Origin of the sequence: Pseudomonas sp. S30, from assembly GCF_016518545.1 — a bacterium.
Classification (GTDB): Bacteria; Pseudomonadota; Gammaproteobacteria; order Pseudomonadales; family Pseudomonadaceae; genus Aquipseudomonas.
Genome location: NZ_JACVTO010000004.1, coordinates 5,879 through 30,234, shown reverse-complemented (window position 1 = coordinate 30,234; position 24,356 = coordinate 5,879). Strand labels below are relative to the sequence as shown.

Sequence of the window (24,356 nt, the reverse complement as noted above, 5' to 3'; positions counted from 1 at the left end):
CACCGGCAGGCGCCCGAAGGCGCCTGCGCGGGGCCTGCGCGGTCAGGAGGTCACGCGGCGCAGCCGGCGCGTGTCATGCCACCAGGCCGCCAGGCTGTACACCTGCGGCGCCTTGAGCACGCTGAAGTGGTCGCCAGGCCCCTGCCACACCGCCAGTTGCGGCAGCACGCGCTGCCAGCCGGCCTGCATGGCGGCCTGCTCGCGCCGATTGCCGGCCGCATCCAGGCTGGCGTCGGCCACCAGCACCAGGCTGGCCGGTCCGCGATAGCCCGCTTGTGGACGGTAAGGTGTGCGCAGGGCACTGGCGAAGGTCCTGGCGATACCTTGCAAGGCCCGCACGCTGGAGCGCGCCGGCATCAGGCCTGCCCGCACCATGGCCTGGTGCAGCACGCTGAGCTGTCGCTCGTCGTCCAGCGCGGCGAAGGCCTGAGGGTCGAGTTGCAGGGTTCGGCCGCTGGACAGCTGCAACGACTCGATCAGGCGTTGCAGCGCTGCCGTGGCGGTATAGGGCCGTCCGCAGACGCTGTCGCTGCCGGGCGCTTCGCTGTCGATCAAGGTGAGCGAGCGCACCTCGCGGCCCTGGGCCTGCAGGCGCACGGCCATGGCATGGGCCACCCAGCCGCCGAACGAATGCCCGACCAGCTTCAACGGCCCGTCGGGGTACAGCGCCTCGATCGCCTCGACATGGCACGCCGCTGCGGCTTCGATCGTGCAGTGCGGCGGCGCGCTGCCATCGAGCCCGCGCGATTGCAGGCCGTAGACCGGCCATTCGCTGCCCAGGGCCTCGGCCAGGCCAATGAAGCTGGTGACGCTGTCACCGGCGCCAGGCACGCAGAATACCGGCGCATGACCGCCCTGCCCGCTCTGGATAGCCACCAGTGGCTGATGCCCGGCCCAGGGCGGTGCATCGCCCGCCCCTGCTCGCGCGGCCTGCAGGGCGTCGCTCAGGGTGCGCCCCAGCACCTGCACCTGGGGCGAGCGCATCATGCTCAGGTGATCGCCCGGCACCTCCAGGCAGCGCAGCTGCTCGGGCGGTAGGGTGCGGTCCCAGCCCAGGTTCGCCACCTCGCCGTGCTGCTGGCGGCTGTCGCGGGCCTGCAACAGATGCACGACGATACCCAGCGGCTCAGGACGATAGTGCGCCATGGCGTGGGCATGGGCGATCTCACGGGCGAAGAAACGCTGCAAGTGTGCGTCGTCGACACTGGCCAGCTCCGGGTACAGCAGGTCCTGCTCGCGGCATGCGACCAGCAGCTCGGACAATGGCGCCTGACCGTCGTCCAGGCGCTGCAAGCGTTGCAGTTTCGCGACGCCGTCGCGGCCCTGCCCCTGCCAGTGGCCGGTGCAATGCAGCAGCAACTGGCGCTCCAGCAGGCGCGGCCCCTGCCAGCGAGCCTTGCCCTGGTCGACCAGGCGCGGCTGCCAGGTGTCGATCAGGCCGAGGAATTCCACCGGCTGGTCATCGCCCAGCAACTGCGCGGCGATCTCGTAGGCCAGCAGCCCGCCGAACGACCAGCCGGCGAGCCGGTACGGGCCCTGCGGCTGGCACTGGCGGATGCGCTCGAGCTGGGCGCGGGCCAGGGCCTCCAGGGTATCCGGCTGCGGCTGCTGCAACGGCAGGCCGGGCACGCCGTAGATCGGGAAATCGCCAGGCAACGCCTGCCCCAGCACCGGGAAGTAGAAGTCCAGGCCGCTGAACTCGTGGATCAGGAACAGCGGCGGCTCGCGGCCTTCGGCACGCACGCAGACCAGTGCCTCGGAGTCGGCCCCCTGGCCCGTCTCCAGGTGCTGCGCCAGCGCGGCCACGCTCGGGTGCTGGAACAATTCGGCCAGCGACACGCCATGGCCTTGCTCACGCAACAGGCCGATCAAGCGAATCGCCAGCAGTGAATGCCCGCCCAGATCGAAGAAGCTGGCGTGGCGCCCGACCTGCTCGACGTCCAGTACCTGCTTCCAGTGCTCGGCCAAGCGCTGCTCCAGCGCCGTGGCAGGCGCCTCGTGAGTGGCGGGTGACAGGTCCGGTGGGGTCGGTTGCGGCAAGGCCTTGCGGTCGATCTTGCCATTGTTGGTCAACGGCAGGGCCGCAAGCTGCACCCAGGCCGACGGCACCATGTAGGCGGGCAAGCGCGCATGCAGCCAATGGCGCACCTGAACCAGCTCCAGCTGCGGGTCCTCGACGGTGAACCATGCCACCAGGTGCGTCGAGGTCTGGCCTTGCCCCTGCGCCATCACCACCACCTCGCCGATGCCTGGGCACTGCGCCAGGTGTTGCTCGACTTCGCCCAGCTCGATACGGAAACCGCGGATCTTCACCTGGTCATCGTTGCGTCCCAGGTACTCCAACTGGCCGTCGTCGCGCCAGCGACCGAGGTCGCCGGTGCGGTACAGACGTGCACCGGGCTGGGCGCTGAAGGGGTCGTCGAGGAAACGCTCGGCGGTGAGCACCGGGCGGTTCAGGTAGCCCAGCGCGACCCCATCGCCGCCAATGTACAGTTCCCCCACCGCGCCCAGCGGCACGGGCCGGCGGTGGGCGTCCAAGACATGCACCTGGGTGCCGCCGATGGGCGTGCCGATCGGCACCTGCTCGGCGCCCGTGGGCACGGCGCGGACCTGGCTGGCGGTGGCGTAGGTGGTGGTTTCGGTCGGGCCGTAGCAGTGCACCAGGCGCAGCGCCGGCGCCTGGGCCAGCAGGCTGCGGAAGGCTTCGGGGTCGGCACGCTCGCCGCCGCACATCAGCACGCGCAATCCGGCCAGCACTTGGGGGATCATCTGCACGTACTGGTTGAACAGCGCGGTGGTGACGAACAGCACCGTGACTTCGCCATCAGCCAGGGCCTTGCCCAGGCGCAGCGGATCGAGCAGCGTGTCGGGGTCGATCACCAGCACCTGGCCACCGTTGAGCAAGGCGCCCCACACTTCCTGAGTACTGGCATCGAACGCCGGGTTGGCGGCGAAGGCGATACGGTCCTGGGCACAGAAGTTTGCATAGGTGTCGTCCAGTACCAGACGGGCGATGCCGCGGTGGGTCACGCGCACGCCCTTGGGCGCGCCGGTGGAGCCGGAGGTGTACATCACGTAGGCCACGTCGTCGCCGCCCCGCGCCAGGCCGGGGTTGTGGTCGGGCATCCCGGCAAGGTCGAGGTGGTCAAGGTCGATGCGCCGGGCGCTGCACGCCAGCGTGGTGTCGCGTGTACAGATCAGCGCCACGGCCTGGCAATCCTGGAGCATGTAGGTCTGGCGGTCGGCAGGCGCCTGGCTGTCCAGGGGCACGTAGACGGCGCCACACTTGGCCACCGCCAATTGCGCCTGGAGCAGCGCCAGCGAGCGGGGTAGCAGGATCGCCACGGCGTCGCCCGCTGCCACGCCCTGTGCCAGCAGGTAATGGGCCAGGCGGTTGGCCTGCTCGTTGAGCGCGGCGTAGGTGAGGCTGCGATGCTGCTCGCGCGCTGCCACAGCCAATGGATGCCGCGCCACCTGGGCCTCGAACAGACGATGGACTGGCAGGTCGCGCGGATAGTCGCGCGTGGTGGCATTGAACTGCTCGCGCAGCAGACGCGTCTCGCTGTCCGGGATCACCGAGAGTCGCTCCAGCCCTTCCGCGCTCTGGGTGTGCAACGCCTCGACCAGCACTTCGAGGCTCTGGCGGAAATAACCGCACAGGCGCCGGGCATCGATGCCCGGCTCGGTCTGCGCGGTCAAGGCGAAGCCCTGCCCGAGGTCGTCGATGCTGATGGCCAGCGGATAGTTGCTGCGCTCCTGGGCGTGGACCAGCTCGATACCGTCCCAGGCCGCACGTTGCTGCGCGTCCTGGCCGCCCGGTGCACTGTGCCGGTAGTTGAGCAGTGTGCTGAACAGGGCAGCACCCACTGGCAGCGCACTGCAACGCTGGGCCACGGACAACGCGGCGTGCTCGTGGGCCAGAAGACCGGTCAGGCGCGCATGAGCCTGCTGCAACGCCGCCTGGGCCGAGTGACCGGCCAGGTCCAGGCGCAGGGGCAAGGTATTGATGTAAACGCCCAGGCCGCGCTCGGCGCCCTCGCCGCCTTGCAGGCGACCCAGCAGCACGGTGCCGAACACCACGCTGTCGCGCCCGCTCAGCTGACCGAGCACCAGTGCCCACGCCAAGTGCATCAGGCTGGCGGCGCTGACAGCGTGCAGGCGTGCCTGCTCGCGCACGCGGGCGCTCAAGGCGTCGTCGAGGCGCTGGTGATGGTCGCTCAGGGCGTCGAGATGCGGGCGCGCGTAGCCGCCATAGGCCAGAGTCGGCTCATCGATGTCCGCCAGTTGCTCGGTGAAGAAAGCTGCGGCGTCGTCGCCGCTGCGCAGCACCTGCGCAATGTAGTTGCGATAGGGCACCGGGGCCGGCAGGTGCTGCACCTCGCCCTGCAGGCAGGCCTGCAGCTCGCTGCGCAGCAGCTCCAGGGCCACATGGTCCATGACCAGGTGATGGAACAGCAAGGTGGCCTCCAGCCGTCCGCTGGCCGGGTCGGTGCTGTGCACCAGCCGCAGCAGTGGTGCACGGCGCAGATCGAATCGATGCACGTCTTCGACGTCGCCCAGTTGCACCACCTCCAGCGGCGCATGGCGCCACACCACCTGCACCGGCTCGACCAGCCCTTGCCAATGGAACGCCGTGCGCAGGCTGTCATGGCGGGCGATCACCTGGTCCAGCGCATGATGCAGGCGTTGCAACCGGCTGCGGTCGGCGAGATGGAAACGCGCCTGCAGCACGTAGGCGCCCTCGCCTTCGTGGGCCAGGTGGTGATAGAGCATGCCAGCCTGCAGCGGCCCCAGCGGATAGATGTCCTGAACGTTGCCCACGCCGCCGTCGACCTGGTCGACGAGGCGGTCGATGGCCTGTTGATCCAGTTGCACCAGCGCCAGCAACTCCGGGGTGATGCGCGTGCAGTGGTCGCCGATGCGGTTGGCCGGCACCTGCACCTGCTCCAGTGGCACCAGCGTGGCCGCCAGGGAAGCCAGGTCAGGCTGAGTGAACAGCGCCTGGATATCCAGAGCCAGGCCGCGTGCGCGCAACTGCGCCACCAGGGTCACGGCCAGCAGCGAATGTCCGCCGAGTTCGAAGAAGCCATCGCGCCGCCCTGCTCGCTCCAGCCCCAGCAACTGGCACCACAGCTGGGCCAGCAAGGTCTCGGCATCGCCTTGCGGCGCTTCGTGGACCCTGCGCTGCAAAGCATCTGCCTGCGGCACCGGCAGCGCCTTGCGGTCCAGCTTGCCATTGGGGCTCAGCGGCAAGGCGGCCAGGTGCACGAACTGCGCCGGGATCATGAATTCGGGCAATTGGCCCTTGAGCTCTGCGCGCAACGTCTCGGCGTCGTGCTCGGCACCCGTATGGTAGGCCACCAGGCGCAGGCCGGCGGGCGGCAGGTCCAGTGCCAGCACCGCTGCCTCCTGGACGCCGGCGATACGGGTCAGGCAGGCCTGGATCTCGCCCAGCTCGATGCGCAGGCCGCGGATCTTCACCTGGTCGTCGTTGCGGCCCAGGTATTCCAAGGTGCCGTCGGCCAGGTGCCGGGCCAGATCACCGGTGCGGTACAGGCGTGCGCCAGGGCGCTGGGTGAACGGGTCGTGGAGGAAGCGCTCGGCGGTCAGGTCGTCGCGGTTCAGATAACCGCGCGCCACCTGCACGCCGCCGATGTACAGCTCGCCTGCAACGCCCTGGGGTACGGGCTGACGCTGGGCGTCCAGTACGTAGAGGGCGGTGTTGGCGACTGGCTTACCGATCGGTGTGTTGTCCGGAGTCTGTGCCAGCGGTTCGGCACAGTGCCAGGCGCTGACGTCAACCGCTGCTTCGGTCGGGCCGTAGAGGTTGTGCAATTCCACGCTCGGCAGTTGCGCCTTGAAGCGTCGCACCAGGGCGCCCGGCAGCGCTTCGCCGCTGCACAGCACGCGCCGCAGCGCAGCCGCCTCGGCATCACCGAAGGCCAGGAACACATCCAGCATGGACGGCACGAAGTGCAGCGTGGTGACCGCTTCAGCGGCGATGACCTGGCGCAGATAGGCCGGGTCTCGATGGCCGCCGGGACGCGCCATCACCAGCTGGGCGCCCGTCTGCAACGGCCAGAAGAACTCCCATACCGACACGTCGAAGCTGAACGGCGTCTTCTGCAACACCACGTCGTCGGCATCCAGCCCGTAGGCGTCCTGGGTCCAGAGCAGGCGGTTGACCACCCCGGCATGTTCGTTCATCACGCCTTTGGGCAGGCCGGTGGAGCCGGAGGTGTAGATCACGTAGGCCAGGTGCTGCGGGGTGAGCCCCACGACTTCAGGGTTGTCGGCGGACAAGGACTGCCAGGTCGGCTGATCCAGGTCGACCCTCGGCACGTCGAAGCGGGCGAGCAGCGCCTGGGTGGCCGCGTGGCCCAGCACGACCCGTGGCGCGCTGTCGGTGAGCATGTGGCGGATACGCTCCACCGGGTAGTCCGGGTCCACCGGCACATAGGCGCCACCGGCCTTGAGGATGGCCAACAAGCCGACCACCATGGACAAGCCGCGCTCCACGCAGATCGCCACGCGCGCGTCCGGCCCCACGCCCAGGGCGATCAGATGATGGGCCAGGCGGTTGGCCTGGGCGTTGAGTTCGCGGTAGCTGAGCGCCTGACCCTCGGCGCGCACGGCGATGCGCTCGGGAGTGCGCGCCGCCTGGGCCTCGAACAGGCCATGGACGGTCTGCTCCAGGTCGTAGTCGGCGGCGGTGTCGTTGAATTCGATCAGCAGTCGCTGGCGCTCACGGATATCCGGCAGCACGACCTTGGACAGCACAGCGCCATCGCCAGCGGCCATCGCCTGCAGCAATTGCAGCCAATAGCCCAAGTAGCGCTCGACGGTGGCCCGGTCGAACAGCGCGGTGGCATAGGTCAACTGGCCGCCGAAACCGTCTGCTCGCTCGCCCAGGCTCAGGCTGAGGTCGAACTTGGCGAATGCAGCGCTGCCGCCCAGATTGCGCACGCTCAAGCCGGGCAGGCCATTGGCCAAGTCATGTCCGCTGTCCCATTCGAGGGATACCTGGTACAGCGGCGTATGGGCCAGGCTGCGCGGCGGCTTGAGCAGGTCCACCACCTGTTCGAACGGCAGGTCCTGGTGTTCCTGGGCCGCCAGCACCTGGGCCTTGACCCGTGCCAGCAAGGTGGTCACGTCCGGCTCGTCGGCCAGCTCCAGGCGCACCGCCAGGGAGTTGACGAACAGGCCGATCAGGCTTTCGACCTCGACCTGGCGGCGCCCGGCCACGGGCGTGCCGACCACCACGTCGGTCTGCCCGCCCAGGCGTCCCAGCAGGACGCTCCAGGCGCCCATGAACAGCATGAAGGGCGTGACCTGATGACGCTGGCACAGGGTCTTGAGGTCCTGCGCCAGGCGTGGGTCGAGGTGGAAGTCCAGACTGTCGCCGGCGTAGTCCTGGCGCGCCGGTCGGGGTCGGTCGGTGGGCAGGCTCAGCAGCGCCGGTGCGCCGGCCAGGTAGTCGCGCCAGAACGTCCCCTGGCGCTGCAGCGCCTGGCCCTGCAACCAGCGCCGTTGCCACACGGCGTAGTCGCCATACTGGAGGGTCAGCGGCGCGAGCGGTGTCTGGCGGCCGTCGCGCAACGCCGAATACAGTGCGCTCAGTTCGCGGGTCAACACCCCCATCGACCCGCCATCGGCGACGATATGGTGCAGGGTCAGCAAAAGGACGTGGCGATCTGGCGCAAGTCGCAACAGACGCCCACGCAGCGGCAAGTCCCGGCCGAGGTCGAACGGCTGCGCGGCTTCTTCGCGAACCCATCGGCGCAGGGTATCCGCGTCGGGATTGTCCAGCGTCTGGCGCTGCAACACCCAGGGCGTGGCGCTGGCCCGCACCTGCGGCTCGCCGTGCACCTCGAAGAATTCGCTGCGCAGGGCTTCGTGGCGCTCGACCAGCGCCGTCAGGGCGAGCGCCAAAGCGTCGCCGTCCAGCTCGCCACCCAACTCCAGGGCCAAGGGGATGTTGTAGGCCTGGCTGGCATCGCTCATTTGCGCCAGGAACCACAGGCGCTGCTGGGCGAACGACAGCGGCAGCGGCTGCTCGCGGGACACCGCCAGCACCGGTGGCAACTCGCTGCGTGCCGCCGTGGCGAGGGCCTGGGCCATCGCCGCCAGTTCGGCCTGGGCGAACAGGCTGGCCAGGCTCAATTCCACGCCCAGGCGCTGACGCACCAGGGCGACCAGTCGCATGGCCAGCAGCGAATGCCCACCCAGTTCGAAGAAATGGTCGTGGCGGCCAACCCGCTCGACCTGCAGCAGGTCCTGCCAGAGCTGCGCCAGGGTCTGCTCCAGCTCGCCCTCCGGCGCCTGGAAGTGACGCTCGAACAGGTCGGCGCGGGTCGGCGCAGGCAGCGCCCGACGGTCCAGCTTGCCGTTGGCGGTCAGCGGCAGGTTGGCCAGGCGCACGAAGGCTACCGGCACCATGTAGTCCGGCAGATGGGCCTGCAACTGGCTGCGCAGTTGCGTCGGTGTGGCCACGTCGACCTCGTCCTGGCCGGTGAAATAGGCCACCAGGCGCAGGTGCCCCGGCCGGTCCTCGCGGGCGATCACCACCGCCTCGTGGATACCTGGCAGCGACACCAGGCGGCCTTCGATTTCGCCCAGCTCGATGCGCACGCCGCGGATCTTCACCTGGTCGTCATCGCGCCCCAGGTAGTCCAGCGTGCCGTCGTCCAGCCAGCGCACACGGTCGCCACTGCGGTACATGCGCGCGCCGGGCGCCTCGCTGAACGGGTCGTCGAGAAAGCGCTCGGCGGTCAGCTGCGCCCGGTCCAGGTAACCGCGTGCCACCCCGGCACCGCCGATGTACAGCTCGCCCGGCACGCCCAGCGGGGTCGGCTGGCCCAAGGCGTCGAGCACGTAGAGCCGGGCATTGTCCACCGGCGCGCCGATGTGCAGCACGCCACAGGGGGTGACCGTGCCGGAACTGGCGACCACCGTGGTTTCGGTGGGGCCGTAGTTGTTGACCACGGCGAAGCCTGGGTGACGATTGAACTGGCGCAGGCGGTCGCCGCCGATCAGCAGCGTGCGCAGGGTCGGATGATCGAGGTGGTGGCTGAAGGCGTATTCGGCCACCGGGGTGGGCAGGAAGCTGACGTCCAGCGGACGACTGCGCCACCAGGCCAGCAACGCGTCGAGATCCTCGCCCTGCTCGCCGGGCGGTGCGATGTGCAGGCTGGCGCCGGCGCACAGGGCCGGCCAGACCTCCCAGGCCATGGCGTCGAAGCCGAAGCCGGCCAGGCTCGAAGTATGCCGGCCGGGGCACAGCTCGAAGGCGCGGCAGTGCCAGTCGATCAGGTTGTTCAGGGTCCGGTGCTCGACCATGACACCCTTGGGCAGGCCGGTGGAACCTGAGGTGTAGATCACGTAGGCGAGGTTGGCGACCGTGACCATTGGCAGTTGCGGCGCTGGGCCACGGGCCTGCCAGTCGAGGCGGTCGAGTTCGATGACCGACAGCGGGCACTGGCCCAGACGAGGACGCAGGGCGTGCAGGGTCAGCACTGCGGTCGGTGCGCTGTCCTGCAGCAGGTAGGCGATGCGCTCGTCGGGGTGGGCCGGGTCGATCGGCACGTAGCCGGCACCGGCCTTGAGCGTGGCGAGCAGGCCCACCAGCGCGTCGAGCCCGCGCCGGGCGAGAATCGCCACCCGGTCCTCGGGCTGCACGCCGAGGGCCACAAGGTGCTGGCCAAGGATGTTGGCGCGGCGCTCCAGTTCGGCGAAGGTCAGCGTGGCGTCGGCGCAGCTGGCCGCAATGGCGTGCGGCTGCAGTTGCGCCTGCTGAGCGATGCGCACGTGGACCGCCAGAGTGCTCTCGGCCACCCCGGGTCGTTCATTGAAATGCGACAGGATCTGCTCGCGCTCGTGGGGCGGCAGCATGTCCAACTGCCCGACCTGCGACTGCGGCGCGTGCACCAGCGCCTGCACCAGGCTGTGCAAGGTCTGGTGCAGGTACGCGCAGATCCGGCCCTGAGGAACGTCGGCACTGCGCAGCAAGGTCAGGCGCAGGTCATCGCCCAGGTCGTCGACGCTGAGGGTCAGCGGGTAGGTGGTGCGTTCTTCGCTGGCCAGAACCTCGATACCGTCCCACGCCGAGCGCGCCTGGCCATCGGCGATGGGCGCGCTGTGGCGGTAGTTGAGCAGCGTGTTGAACAGCGGCGTGGGCGCCTCTACCCCGCTGCACCGCTGCGCCAGTGCCAGGGGCGCGTGTTCGTGACGCATCAGCGTGGTCAGGCGCCGATGGGTGGCCTTGATCACAGGCACCAGCTCGAGCCCGCCCAGGTCCACCCGCAGCGGCAAGGTGTTGATGAAGATGCCCAAGGCGCGGTCATTGGCTTCGGCGCCCATCAGACGGCCCATCAGGACGGTGCCGAACACCACCGAATCGCGCCCGGTGAGACCGCCCAGCACGCGCGCCCAGGCCAGGTGGAGCAGGCTCGCCAGGCTCACGCCCAGCGCGCGCGCCTGGCTGCGCAGGCCTGCACTGAGGGTTGCCGGTAGCGTGAAGATTTCTTCGCCGGGCGGCGTCTGGTCGCCTTGCACATCCTGCACGCCGTAGGCCAGGGTCGGCTCGTCGATGTCGCCCAGCTGTTCGCGGAAGAACGCTTCGTGCTGCGTCTGGCTCACGCCCAGCAGGGCCTGGCCGACGTAGTTGCGAAACGGCACCGGCGTACCCAGCAGGTGCCCTTCGCCGCGCAGCACCGCCTGCATCTCGTGACGCACCACGTCCAGGGCGCTGTGGTCCAGGGCGATATGATGGAACTGCAAGATGGCCTGCACGCGGCCATCTTCGCGCGTGGTGTCGCAGTGCAGGCGGATCAGCGGCGCCTGGGTCAGGTCGAATCGGCCGCTGACGGCCACGTCGTGGAATACCGCAAGGCGCGCCTGGCGCCACACCACTTGCAGCGGCGCGTCCAGGCCCTGCCAGTGCACCGAGGTGCGCAGGATGTCGTGACGATCGATCACCGTCTGCAGGGCCTGGACGAAGGCTTGCAGGTGATCCTGGCTGGCGAAGACGAAACGCGACTGCATGATATAGGGGTCGGCGCCTTCGGCACTGGCGTGGTGGTACAGGATGCCCTGCTGCAAGGGTGCCAGCGGATAGACGTCCTGCACGTTGGCATGACCGCCGGGAATCGGCGCGAGCAGCGCATCGATGCTCGCCTGGTCGAGCTTCACCAGATTCAGCCGTTGCGGCGTGATGCGCGCGCACCCTGCTTCGATGGTATTGACCGGCACGCTGACGCTGGCGCTTGAAGGAGCAGCCTGGTACTCGCCCCGTTCGATCATCTCGATCAGCGCTGGCTTGTGCTCGCGCAGGCGCGCTACCAGCGCGGCATCGCTCAAGGCCTGGCGATTGCCCTGGACCACCAGCTGGCCATCCTTGAGCGCTAGCTGGATACCGCTGTCCGACAGGGTCGCGACTAATTCTTCGATGCTCACAGCACGATCTCCATTCTGTCTGTGATGGCGGCATAGCCCGCCAGTGTCGGTTGCTCGAACAGGGCGCGCACATCGGCCTCCAGGCCTTCCTGGCGCAGGCGCGCGGTGAGGGTCACCGCCAGCAGCGAGTGGCCGCCGAGCTCGAAGAAATTGTCGTGCCGCCCTACGCGCTCGACGCCCAGCAGTTCGATCCACAGCGCTGCCAACAGCTGCTCGGTATCGCCTTCGGGTGCTTCATAGGGGCGCGCGTCCGGCGCCGCGGCTGCTGGCAGCGCCTTGCGGTCAAGCTTGCCGTTGGGGCTCAGCGGCAAGGCGGCCAGGTGCACGAACTGCGCCGGCACCATGAACTCGGGCAACTGGCTGGCCAGGGACTGGCGCAGGCTGTCCAGTGGCTGCACGGTGCCGGTGTAATAGGCCACCAGGCGCTGGTCGCTGGCCAGTACCACCGCCTCCTGCACGCCGGCGATACGGGTCAGGCAGGCCTGGATCTCGCCCAGCTCGATGCGCAGGCCGCGGATCTTCACCTGGTCGTCGTTGCGGCCCAGGTATTCCAAGGTGCCGTCGGCCAGGTGCCGGGCCAGATCACCGGTGCGGTACAGGCGTGCGCCAGGGCGCTGGATGAACGGGTCGTGGAGGAAGCGCTCGGCGGTCAGGTCGTCACGGTTCAGATAACCCCGCGCCACCTGCACGCCACCGATGTACAGCTCGCCAGCCACGCCCTGAGGTACCGGCTGGCCCTGGGCGTCCAGTACGTACAAGGTGGTGTTGGCGACCGGCTTGCCGATCGGCGTGTTGTCCGGGGTCTGTGCCAGCGGCTCGGCACAGTGCCAGGCGCTGACGTCCACCGCCGCTTCGGTCGGGCCGTAGAGGTTGTGCAATTCCACGCTCGGCAGTTGCGCCTTGAAGCGTCGCACCAGGCTGCCCGGCAGCGCTTCGCCGCTGCACAGCACGCGCCGCAGCGCAGCCGCCTCGGCATCACCGAAGGCCAGGAACACATCCAGCATGGACGGCACGAAGTGCAGCGTGGTGACCGCTTCAGCGGCGATGACCTGGCGCAGATAGGCCGGGTCTCGATGGCCGCCGGGACGCGCCATCACCAGCTGGGCGCCCGTCTGCAACGGCCAGAAGAACTCCCACACCGACACGTCGAAGCTGAACGGCGTCTTCTGCAACACCACGTCGTCGGCGTCCAGGCCGTAGGCGTCCTGGGTCCAGAGCAGGCGGTTGACCACCCCGGCATGCTCGTTCATCACGCCTTTGGGCAGGCCGGTAGAGCCGGAGGTGTAGATCACGTAGGCCAGGTGTTGCGGGGTGAGCCCCACGACTTCAGGGTTGTCGGCGGACAAGGACTGCCAGGTCGGCTGATCCAGGTCGACCCTCGGCACGTCGAAGCGGGCGAGCAGCGCATCGGTGGCCGCGTGGCCCAGCACGGCCCGTGGCGCGCTGTCGGTGAGCATGTGGCGAATACGCTCGACCGGGTAGTCCGGGTCCACCGGCACATAGGCGCCACCGGCCTTGAGGATGGCCAGCAGGCCGACCACCATGGACAGGCCGCGCTCCACGCAGATCGCCACGCGCGCGTCCGGCCCCACGCCCAGGGCGATCAGGTGATGGGCCAGGCGGTTGGCCTGGGCGTTGAGTTCGCGGTAGCTGAGCGCCTGACCCTCGGCGCGCACGGCGATGCGCTCGGGAGTGCGCGCCGCCTGGGCCTCGAACAGGCCATGGACGGTCTGCTCCAGGTCGTAGTCGGTGGCGGTGTCGTTGAATTCGACCAGCACGCGCTGGCGCTCCTGGTCCTGCAACACGGGCAGGCGCAGCAGCGAGCGCTCGGGCTCGTGTTCCAGAGCCTGCGCCAGCGCTTGCAGCACCTGCTGCAACTGGCCGCACAGGCGGGCAGCGCCGACCGCCGGCAGCACTTGCACGGTCAGGCGCAGATCGTCGCCCAGATCGTCCACGTTCAGGCTCAAGGGGTAGTTGGTGCGCCCTTCGTTTGCGAGGGTCTCGATCCCTTGCCAGGCTTGGCGTTGCGATTCGGTCTCGGCTACACCGGCGCTGTGGCGATAATTGATCATGGCACTGAACAGCGGCGATGGGGCATGCACTGCGCTGCACCGCTGGGCCAGTGCCAACGTCGCATGCTCGTGAGCGAGCAGTGCACTGAGTCGCTCGTGGCTCATCCGTACCGCCTCGCGCACGCTCAACTCAGCGAGGTCCAGGCGCAGCGGCAGTGTATTGATGAACATCCCCAAACCCTGACCGCTGTCGGCACCGCCCTGCATGCGCCCCAGCAGCACGGTACCGAACACCACGCTGTCGCGACCACTGGCACTGCTCAGCAGACGCCCCCAGGCCAGGTGCAGCAGGCTCGCCGTACTGACCCCCAGCTTGCGCGACTGCTCGCGCAGACGTCGGCTGAGCACAGATGGCAGCAGCAACTGCGCCTCCTCGATGCGTCCGGGTTCGCCCTGGATGTCGCGCAGGCCGAACGGCAGGGTCGGCTCGTCGACATCCCCCAATTGCCCACGGAAGAAGGCTTCGTGCTCGGCCTCGCTCATGCCCAGGCGGGCCTGGGCCACGTAATTGCGGTAGGGTACTGCCGGCTCGGTAGGCACGGGTACGTCGTGCAGGTAACCCAGCAGCTCGGTACGCACCACCTCCAGCGCGGTGTGGTCGAGTATCAGGTGGTGAAACTGCAGCGTCGCCTTCAGGCCACCGGGCGTGTCGCGATACAGCAGACGCAGCAACGGCGGCCGGTCCAGTGCCAGGGTGTGGGTGTCGAAGCCAGGCGCTGCATCCAGGTCGATCAACGGCAGATCGGCCTGCCGCCAGACAACTTGCAATGGCTGGGGTAGACCTTCCCAGAGCACGGAGGTGCGCAGGATATCGTGCCGGGCAATGACCTTTTCCAGTGCCGCGGCGAAGGCGTGCAGGCGCGTCCTGCCATCGAAGGCCAACTGCGTGTGCAACAGGTAAGGGTCGGCGCCGCGGGCGCTCAGGTGGTGATACAGAATACCGTCTTGCAACGGCGCCAGAGGATAGATGTCCTGCACGTTGGCCGCACCACCGGGCACGCTGGCCACGACGCGATCGATCGCCACCTGGTCCAGCTCGATCAGGCTGAGCATGTCCGGGGTGATGTGTGTGCAGCCCGGCACGATGCGGTTGGCCGGCACCCGCACTTCTCGCCCCTGGCCCAGCACGGCGCTGAAGGCCGCTACGCTGGGATGGCCGAACAGCAGGCGTACATCGGCGTGCAGGTCCTGCTGACGCAGGCGCTCGACCAGGCTGACGGCCAACAGCGAATGGCCGCCCAGCTCGAAGAAATTGTCATGCCGTCCGACCCGCTCGACGCCCAGCAATTCGGCCCACACCGCCGCCATGCGCTGTTCGATATCGCCCAGAGGAGGCACGTACTCGGCCACCGGCAGGTCGGCCGGGTCCGGATCGGGCAATGCGCGGCGATCGAGCTTGCCGTGGCTGGTCAACGGCAATGCATCCAGGTGCAGGAACGCCAGCGGCAGCAGGTGCGCTGGCAGGCGGGCGCGCAGGGCCTGGCGCAGGCCATCCGCACGGGCCTGGCCCGTGTACCAGGCCAGCAGTCGTTCGCCGCGAACCAGCACCACGGCATCGGCGACACCGGGCTGGGCCGCCAGGGCCGCCTCGATCTCGCCCAGTTCCACGCGCACACCACGGATCTTCACCTGATCGTCGTTGCGACCCAAGTAGTCCAGGGTGCCATCGGGGTTCCAGCGCACCAGGTCACCGCTGCGGTACATGCGTGCGCCGGGATGAGCCGCGAACGGGTCGGCCAGGAAGCGCTCGTCGGTCAGCTTGGGACGGTGCAGGTAGCCTCGGGCCACGCCCTCGCCACCGATGTACAGCTCGCCCACGGCGCCCTGCGGCACCAGTTGGCGCTGCTCATCGAGCACATACACACGGGTGTTGGCGATGGCTGAGCCGATGTGCAGCGGTGCGCCGACATGCACCCGGCCGGAGGTGGCCACAACGGTGGTCTCCGTGGGGCCGTAGTTGTTGATCACGGCGAACCCCGGATCGCGCTCGAACTGGCGCAGGCGATCGCCACCGATCAACAGGGTGCGCAGGCTGACCGGGGCCTGCTCGCGGCGCAGGGCCTGCTCGGCCACCGGGGTGGGCAGGAAACTCACCTGCAGCGGCTGCTCGGCCCACCAGTCCAGCAGGCCCTCGACCTCTTCGTTGCCCAGCTGCACCGGTGGCAGGTGCAGCACGGCGCCAGTACACAGGGCCGGCCAGACTTCCCAGGCCATGGCATCGAAACCGAAGCCGGCGACACTGGAGGTGTGGGTGCCTGCCTGCACGGCGAACGCCTCGGCGTGCCAGTGCACCAGGTTGGCCAGGGTGCGGTGCTCGACCATCACCCCCTTGGGTTGCCCAGTCGAACCGGAGGTGTAGACCACATAGGCCAGGGCGCTGGCATCCAGGCCCGGCACCTGCGGATCGTCGGTCATGGCCAGGTCCCAGGTCGCCTGGTCCGGATCCAGGCGTGCAACGCCCTGGGGCAGCCCGGCGTGGGCGGCGGGGGCCAGCACCAGCACCGGTGCGCTGTCCTGCAGCAGATAGGCGATGCGCTCGGCCGGGTACAGCGGGTCCACCGGCACATAGGCAGCGCCCGCCTTGAGCACCGCCAGCAGGGCCACCAGGCGCTGCGCGGTACGTGGCAGGCACAGCGCCACGCGATCGCCCGGCCGCACGCCGAGACCGATCAAGTGATGGGCCAGCGCGTTGGCCTGGCCATTGAGCGCGCCATAGCTCAGCACCTGGGCGGCCTGCACCACGGCCGGCGCATGCCCGTCGCGGGCCGCGCTGGCTTCGACCAGCGCATGCACGGTATGGCCTTGCGGGTAAAGACGCGGCGCGGGGTTGAAATCGACCAGCAGCTGCCGGCGCTCATCCGGCCCCAGTACACACAGCCTGTCCAGGCGCAGCGTGGGCGTCTGTACCAGGCTCTGCAGCAGTTGCGCGACGCTGTTGGCCATCCACCGGGCCACCCGGTGGGCGCCGATTTCCGGCAGGCTCAGCACGCTGAACGTGAAGCCTTCGCCGCGATCGTCGACGCTCAGGGTCAACGGGTAGTTACTGCGCTCCTCGCCCCCGAGCAGCCGGACCCCTTGCCAGATGCCCTGGCCATCGCGTGGCAGGTCGGCGCTGCTGTGGCGGTAGTTGAGCAAGGCACTGAACAGCGGCTGGCCGGCCGGCACCGCGCTGCAGCGTTGCGCCTGGGCCAGGGAGGCCTGTTCGAAGCCGAGCAGCGCCGACAGCTGGGCGTGGACCGCCTGCACGGCGTCGGCCACACCCAGGCCGGTATCGACCCGCAGTGGCAAGGTATTGATGAACACGCCCAAGGCTCGGTCGGCCCCCTCGCCGCCTTGCAGGCGCCCCATCAATACGGTGCCGAACACCACGTCGCTGCGGTTGGCCAGCATGCCGACCAGCCGTGCCCAGGCCAGGTGCATCAGGCTCGCGGCACTGACGCCGAAGGTTCGCGCCTGCTCGCGCAGCTGGCGTGCCTGCGCCGGGTCCAGGGTCAGGTGGGCCTCCTCGATCCCCACCCCATCGCCCTGCACATCGCGTAAACCAAACGGCAGGGTCGGTTCGTCGATGTCCCCGAGGCGGTCGCGGAAGAACGCCTCGGCGGCGGCTGTGTCATTGCCCAGGCGCGCCTGGGCCACATAGTTGCGGTAGGGCACCGGCGCGCTCAGGCTGCCAGCGTCGCCCTGCAGCAAGGCGTGCATTTCCGCACCGACCACGTCCATGGCGGTATGGTCCAGGGCCAGATGGTGGAACAGCAGGATCGCGACGATCTCGTCACGCGCGGGATCTTCGCAGTAAACCAGGCGCATCAGCGGCGCCCGCGCCAGGTCCAGGCGCTGCTGACGGGCGTCGAAGCGCGTCTGCAATTGCTCGATCACGGCGCCTTGCCCTGTACACGGCACGTGCTCGACCTGCAGGGTCGCCTGGCGCCAAACCACCTGCACCGGCAGGTCCTGCCCTTCCCAGACCAGCGAGGTGCGCAGGATGTCATGGCGATCGATCACCTGTTGCAGCGCTGCGGCCCAGGTGCGCAAGCGCTCGAGACTGTCGAACGCCAGGCGCGACTGCAACAGGTAGGGATCACCCTGTTCGGCGCTCAGGTGGTGATAGAGAATCCCCTCCTGCAGCGGGGCCAGAGGGTAGATTTCCTGCACGTTGGCCGCGCCACCGGGCACGCTGGCGACGATGCGGTCGATCGCCGCCTGCTCCAGCTGGACCAGGCTAAGCATCGCCGGGGTGATACGCTCGGCATTGCTGGGCACGCGGTTGGCCGGCACCTGCACCTCGCGCCCGCTGCCCACCGCCGCCGCCAGCGCGGCCAGGGTCGGCTGGGCGAACAGCACGCGCACGTCGGCAGCCAGGCCCGCCTCGCGCATGCGCTCGACCAGGCTCACCGCCAGCAGCGAGTGGCCGCCCAGTTCGAAGAAATGGTCGTGGCGACCCACCCGCTCCACGTGCAATAGCTGCGCCCAGATCGCCGCCAGACGGCGCTCCACATCGCCCTGTGGCTCGACGAAGTCACGGCTGACCCGCGCGCGGTCATCCGCCGCCGGCAATGCCCGCCGGTCCAGCTTGCCATTGGCGGTCAGCGGCCACTCGGCCAACTGCACATAGGCCGAGGGGAGCATGTAGTCGGGCAATTGCCCTTGCAGGCATTGGTGCAGGGCCGCCACCTGCGGCGCTTCGCCCTCGGCGGTGAACCAGGCCACCAGGCGCCTGTCGCCGGGGCTGTCCTCGCGTACCAGCACCACGGCATCGCGCACGCCAGTGCAGGCGGCCAGGCGCGCCTGGATCTCGCCGAGCTCGATACGAAAGCCCCGCAGCTTGACCTGCTGGTCGTTGCGACCCAGGTAACGCAGGCAGCCATCGGCCTGCCAGCTGACCAGGTCGCCACTGCGGTACAGGCGTGCGCCCGGCGTGTCGTCGAACGGGTCGTCGACGAAGCGTTCGGCGCTCAGCGCCGGCTGGTTCAGATAGCCCAGGGCAACGCCATCGCCACCGATGTACAGCTCGCCGATCGCACCCACCGGCACGGGCTGGCGATGGGTGTCGAGTACGTAGCAGCGGGTGTTGCCGATGGGCCGACCGATGGGGATGGCGCCCTCGCCCACCACCTGGATCTCGTGGGTGGTGGTGAAGGTGGTGGCCTCGGTCGGGCCGTAGCCGTTGAGCAGGTGCTGCGGCGCGCCATCGCGCAGGACACGGGCGACGACCTGGGGGTCGAGCACGTCGCCGCCGACCATCAGGTAGCGCAGCCGAGCGAATGCCGGCAGCAAGTGCTCGGCGTACTGGTGGAACAGGCCGGCGGTCAGCCACAGCACCGTGACTGCCTGTTCCAGCAACACTTGGGACAGGGCCTGATGCGACAGCACCTGGTGCTGGTCGATCACCACCGCGCAGCCCCCGTTGAGCAGCGGCGCCCACACCTCCAGGGTGCTTGCGTCGAACGCCGGGTTGGAGGCGAAGGCCACGCGGTCGCTGCCGTGGAACTGGGCGAATCCGTTGTCGATCACCAGGCGCACGACGGCGCGGTGCGGCACCAGCACACCCTTGGGCGAACCGGTGGAGCCGGAGGTGTACATGAGGTACACCGCAGCGCCGGCCTGCACTGCAAGGTCGAGGGCATGGGCCGGATAGCCGGCCAGGTCCAGGGTCTCCAGTTCCACACGCCGGCCGTGCTCGCCCAGCAGCGGTTGGTCGGCGTGGGTCAGCAGCACCTGGGCACGGCTGTCCTGAAGCATGAATCGCTGGCGTTCGACCGGGGCATTGGCATCCAGCGGCACATAGACAGCGCCGCACTTGCTCACCGCCAGTTGGCTGGCCAGCAGATCGAAGCTGCGCGGCAGCAGCAGCGCGACGCGCTGGCCCGGACGTACGCCGAGTTCCAGCAGATGACGCGCCAGGCGATTGCTGTGCAGGTCCAGGTCGGCGTAGCGCCACTGGCGCTGGCCATGGACTACGGCGACCGCATCGGGCGTCTGCACTGCGCAGGCGTGGAACAGGGCATGCAGCGGCTGCTCGCGCGGGTAGTCGCGGGTGCTGGCGTTGAACGCGTGCAGCACCTGTCGACGCGCCTCGGGCGACAGGCAGGAAATGCCGTGCAGTGCCTGCCGTGGCGTAGCTTCCAGCGCCTGCACCAGGTTGGTCAGGGCGCTGGCGAGCAGCTGGCACACCTGGGCACCGTCGACCTGCGGCACCGCCTGCACGGTCAGCGCGAGACCCTGGCCGAGGTCATCGACGTTGACCACCAGCGGATAGTTGCTGCGCTCGCGCGAGGTCAGCAAGCGAATGCCGGACCAGCCCAGGCCGTCGCCTGCGCCCTTGGCGCGGCTATGGCGGTAGTTCAGCAGGCTGGTGAACAGCGCCTGGGTGGGCGGCACACCGCTACACTGCTGGGCCAGCGCCAGCGAAGCCTGTTCGTGGGCCAGCAGGCGAGCCAGGCGCTGATGGGTGCGGCGCACCCCCTCGGCCGCTCCCAGGGCGTCGACACTCACCCGCAAGGGCAAGGTATTGATGAACATGCCCAAGGCACGGTCGGCCCCAGCGCCGCCCTGCAGGCGCCCCAGCAGCACGGTGCCAAAGACCACCTCGGCCTGGCCGCTGAGCTGCGCCAGCACCAGCCCCCAAGCCTGGTGCACCAGGCTGGCCAGGCTCACCCCCAGGCTGCGCGCCTGAACCCGCAGACGATTCGCCACGACATCGTTTAGCGCCAGTTGGCTGTCGAGCACATCGACCCCGTCGCCCTGTGCTTCGCGCAAGCCGAACACGTCGGTCGGCGCGTCGATGTCGCCGAGCAGCTCGCGGAACATCGCCTCGTCGGCAGCCGGATCGGCATCGAGCCGGGCGCGGGCCACATAGTCGCGGTAAGGCACGCTGTCCAGGCGCAGCGGCTGGCCTTGAAGCGCTGCGCCGACCTCGGCCACCAGCAGCTCGACGGCCGTATGGTCGAGCAGCACGTGATGCAGCAGCAGGGTCGCTTCCAGGTGCGGCGCGTCGGTGTGGGGCACCAGTCGCATCAGTGGCGCACGGGTCAGGTCCATGCGCTGGAGGTCGGCGCCCTCGCTGCAGTGCAGGCGCGCTTGACGGTGCACCACCTGCACGGGCTCCGGCAAGCCTTGCCAGTGCAGGCTGGTGCGCAGGATGTCGTGACGGGCGATAACCAAGTTCAGTGCGTCGATGAAGCCCTGCAACTGGGCCGGATCCTCGAAGGCGAAGCGAGCCCGCAGCACGTATGGGTCCGCGCCATCGCTGGCCAGGTGGTGGTAGAGGATGCCCTGTTGCAGCGGCGCCAGAGGGTAGACGTCCTGCACGTTGGCGGCCCCGCCGTCGAGCGTGTCGATCAGACCGTCCAGCGCCTGCTGATCGAGCTCGACCAGGCTCAGCATCTGCGCCTCGACGCGCGTGCAAGCGGCGGGAATCCGGTTGGCCGGCACTGCGCTGGGCAACTCGGCGCTCACGGCAGCGGCCAATGCGCTCAGGGTCGGCTGGCCGAACAGCACCCGCACGTCGGCGGCCATGTTCTGCTGGCGCATGCGCTCGACCAGCTTGACCGCCAGCAGTGAGTGCCCGCCAAGCTCGAAGAAGTTGTCGTGACGGCCAATGCGGTCCAGGCCCAGCACCTGCTGCCAGATCGCCGCGATGCGCTGCTCCACCTCGCCTTGCGGCGCTTCAAAGGCGCGCCGCACGAAGGCCTCGCCATCGGGTTCGGGCAGGGCCTTGCGGTCGAGCTTGCCGTTGCCGGTCAGGGGGAAGGCCTCCAGTCGCACGAAGGCGGCCGGCACCATGTACTCGGCCAGGTGCAGGAGCAGGTCATCGCGCAGCTGGGCTGCATCGGTCGTGGCGCCCGTCTCCGCCAGCCAGTAGGCCAGCAGGCGCGGCTCGCCAGCGCTGTCGGGGCGGGCGATGACCACGGCCTCGCGCACCCCGTCGCAGGCAGCCAGGCGCGCCTCGATCTCACCCAGTTCGATACGAAAACCGCGGATCTTCACCTGGTCGTCGTTGCGCCCCAGGTACTCCAGGCTGTGGTCGGCGGCCCAGCGCGCCAGGTCGCCGGTGCGGTACAGGCGCGCACCGGGGCTGAACGGGTCGGCGATGAAGCGCTCGGCATCGAGCGCCTCGCGGTTCAGGTAGCCGCGGGCCACGCCGGCGCCGCCCACGTACAGCTCGCCCACCACGCCGACGGGCACCGGTCGGCGCTGCGCATCGAGCACATACAGGCGCAGATCGGCGATGCGCTCGCCGATGGGGCTGACCCCGACCCGGTACGCGTCGGCGGCCTGCAAGGCCCGGTAGGTGACGTGCACGGTGGTTTCGGTGATGCCGTACATGTTCACCAGCTGCGTTCCGGCGTTGCCCAGCCGCGCGTACCAGGGCTTGAGCATACCGGGCTCCAGCGCCTCGCCACCGAAGATCACCTGGCGCAGGGAGTGCGCCAGCTCGCTGCGGGCCTGGGCCGCGATCAGTTGGCGGAAGGCGCTCGGCGTCTGGTTCAGCACACTCACACCGGTGCGGCAGAGCAAGGCGTAGCACTCGTCCGGCGAGCGGCTGACACGCTGCGGGACGATCAGCAGGCGACCGCCGTAGGCCAGCGCACCCCAGATTTCCCAGACGGAGAAATCGAAGGCGAAGGAATGGAACAGCGCCCAGGTATCCTGGTGGCTGAAATCGAACCAGTGCGCGGTGGCCGTGAGCAGCCGCGCCACGTTGCCATGCTCGACCATCACGCCCTTGGGCAGCCCGGTGGACCCGGAGGTGTAGATCACGTAGGCCAGGTGCGAGGGCTGCAGATCGGCGCGGGCCGGGTCGTGCACGGGCTGGCGGGCGAGGTCCGGCTCGTCCAGGTCGACCACCGGCACGTCGAGCGAGCCCAGCAAGGCCCGGCAGTGCTGCTGGGTGAGCACGGCGCGCGGCGCGCTGTCGCTCAATGTGAACGCGATACGCTCGGCCGGAGACGCCGGATCGATGGGCACATAGCCGGCCCCGGCCTTGAGCACGCCCAGCAAGCCAGCGAGCATGGCCGGGCCGCGCTCGACGCAGAGCGCCACGCGGTCGTCCGGGCCGACGCCGAGCGCGATCAGGCGGTGCGCCACCTGGTTGGCACGCTGGTTGAGCTCGCCGTAGCTCAGGGTCTGCTGTTCGAAGATCAGCGCGGTAGCCTGCGGCCGTGTCCGAGCATGCTCCTCGAAACGCTGGTGCACCAGGGGCGTGACGGCGAAGGCTGGCAACGGCTGGTTGACCCCGTGCAGCAGATGCTGGCGCTCTTCGGCCGGCAGAATGTCCAGGCTGTCGAGCCGTGCGTCGGGCGCCTGCTCCAGTGCCTGCACCAGTTGCGCCAGGGTATTGGCCAGGTAGCCGGCGATGCGCGCCGCACCCAGCCCGTTGCCGACCAGGGCGGTGATGCGCAGGTCTTCGCCGAGGTCGTCCAGATTCAGGGTCAACGGGTAGTTGGTCCGCTCTTCGGCGCCCAGCACCTGGATGCCCGGAGCGATGTCGATCACCTCGGCGGCGTCGCCCGCAGCGCTGTGGCGGTAATTCAGCACGGTGTTGAACAGCGGCGTAGGCGCGGCCACGGCGCTGCAACGTTGGGCCAGGGCCAGCGGCGCCTGCTCGTGGCCGAGCACGCCGGTGAGGCGGGCATGGGTGGCCTGCAAGGCGTCGCGCACACCGACGTCGCCCACATCCAGGCGCAGCGGCAGGGTGTTGATGAACATGCCCAGGGCCTGCTCGCCACCCTCGCCAGCCTCCATGCGCCCCAGCAGCACCGTGCCGAACACCACCGCGTCGCGGCCGGACACCTGACCGAGCACGCGACCCAGCCCCAGGTGCACGATGGCTGCCGGGCTGACCCCCAACTGACGGGCCTGGGCGCGCAGGCGCAGGCTCAGGTCGCGGTCCAGGGTCTGGCGGGCTTCCTGCACCGGGGTGTCATCAAGCTCGGCCGCGCCGAACGCCAGGGTCGGCGCGTCGATGTCCGCCAGCAGCGCTTTGAAGAAGGCTTCGTGGGCCGGTACGTCCAGGCCTTGCCGCGCCTGGGCCAGCAGGTTGCGAAACGGCACGGCCGGCCCGACCTGCTCGGCGTCGCCGGCCAGCCAGGCGGCGATTTCGCGACGCACGATATCCAGCGCGGTGTGATCCATCACGGTGTGATGGAACAGCAACAGCGCCACCACCTCCTCCCCCGCACCCTGGGCATGGACCAGGCGCAGCAGCGGCGCCTGGCGCAGGTCCAGCCGGTAGTGGCGGCTGTCGTGCAGTGCGCGCAGTTGCGCCAGCGGTGCGCCCTTGCCGCCCAGGTGCACGGCCTCACGCTGCAGTGGCGCTTGGCGCCAGACCACCTGCAGCGGCTCGTCCAGGCGCTCCCACACCAGCGCAGTGCGCAAAATGTCATGACGCTGGATCACCCAGTCCAGGGCCTGGGCGAAGGCGTCCAGGTGCGAGGCATCGGCGAAACGCAGCTGCGCCTGCAACAGGTAGGGGTCGCCCGCTTTGGCCGTCAGGTGATGGTAGAGCATCCCCTCCTGCAAGGGCGCCAGCGGGTAGATGTCCTGCACGTTGGCCGCGCCACCGGCAACGCTGGCGACGATGCGATCGATGGCCTGCTGGTCGAGGTCCACCAGCGGCAGCATGGCCGGCGTGATCCTGAAGGCCGGGCTCAGCCAGTCGTCGCCCTGGGCGGCGAGCATCTCCAGCAACGCAGGCTTGTGTGCGGCCAGTGCGTCCCAGAGGGCGTCGTCGAGACTGTCCTCGTCGCCATCGACCAGCAGGTCCTGCCCCTCGCGTTGAAGTCGGATCGCACGGGTTGAGAGCACAGCCATCAATTCGCTGAAGCGCAT

At 69.2% G+C, this 24,356-nt stretch carries 2 protein-coding genes; both read right to left on the bottom strand.

Features of this window, described 5'->3' with window-relative positions; genetic code table 11:
• Positions 1 to 42: 42 nt before the first annotated feature.
• Positions 43 to 11,454 carry a non-ribosomal peptide synthetase gene (locus IAE34_RS06075; protein WP_200137966.1) on the bottom strand — a complete coding sequence of 3,804 codons (11,412 nt, stop codon included), beginning with the start codon at positions 11,452 to 11,454 and terminating at the stop codon, positions 43 to 45.
• Entirely contained in the window at positions 11,451 to 24,356 is a 12,906-nt protein-coding gene (locus IAE34_RS06070) for a non-ribosomal peptide synthetase (RefSeq protein WP_200137965.1), read from the bottom strand. The genes IAE34_RS06075 and IAE34_RS06070 overlap by 4 nt, the downstream gene beginning before the upstream one ends.

Bases quoted from the DNA above. Each gene is read 5' to 3' on its own strand.
- IAE34_RS06070 (WP_200137965.1), bottom strand. From the start codon at position 24,356: ATGCGCTTCAGCGAATTGATGGCTGTGCTCTCAACCCGTGCGATCCGA.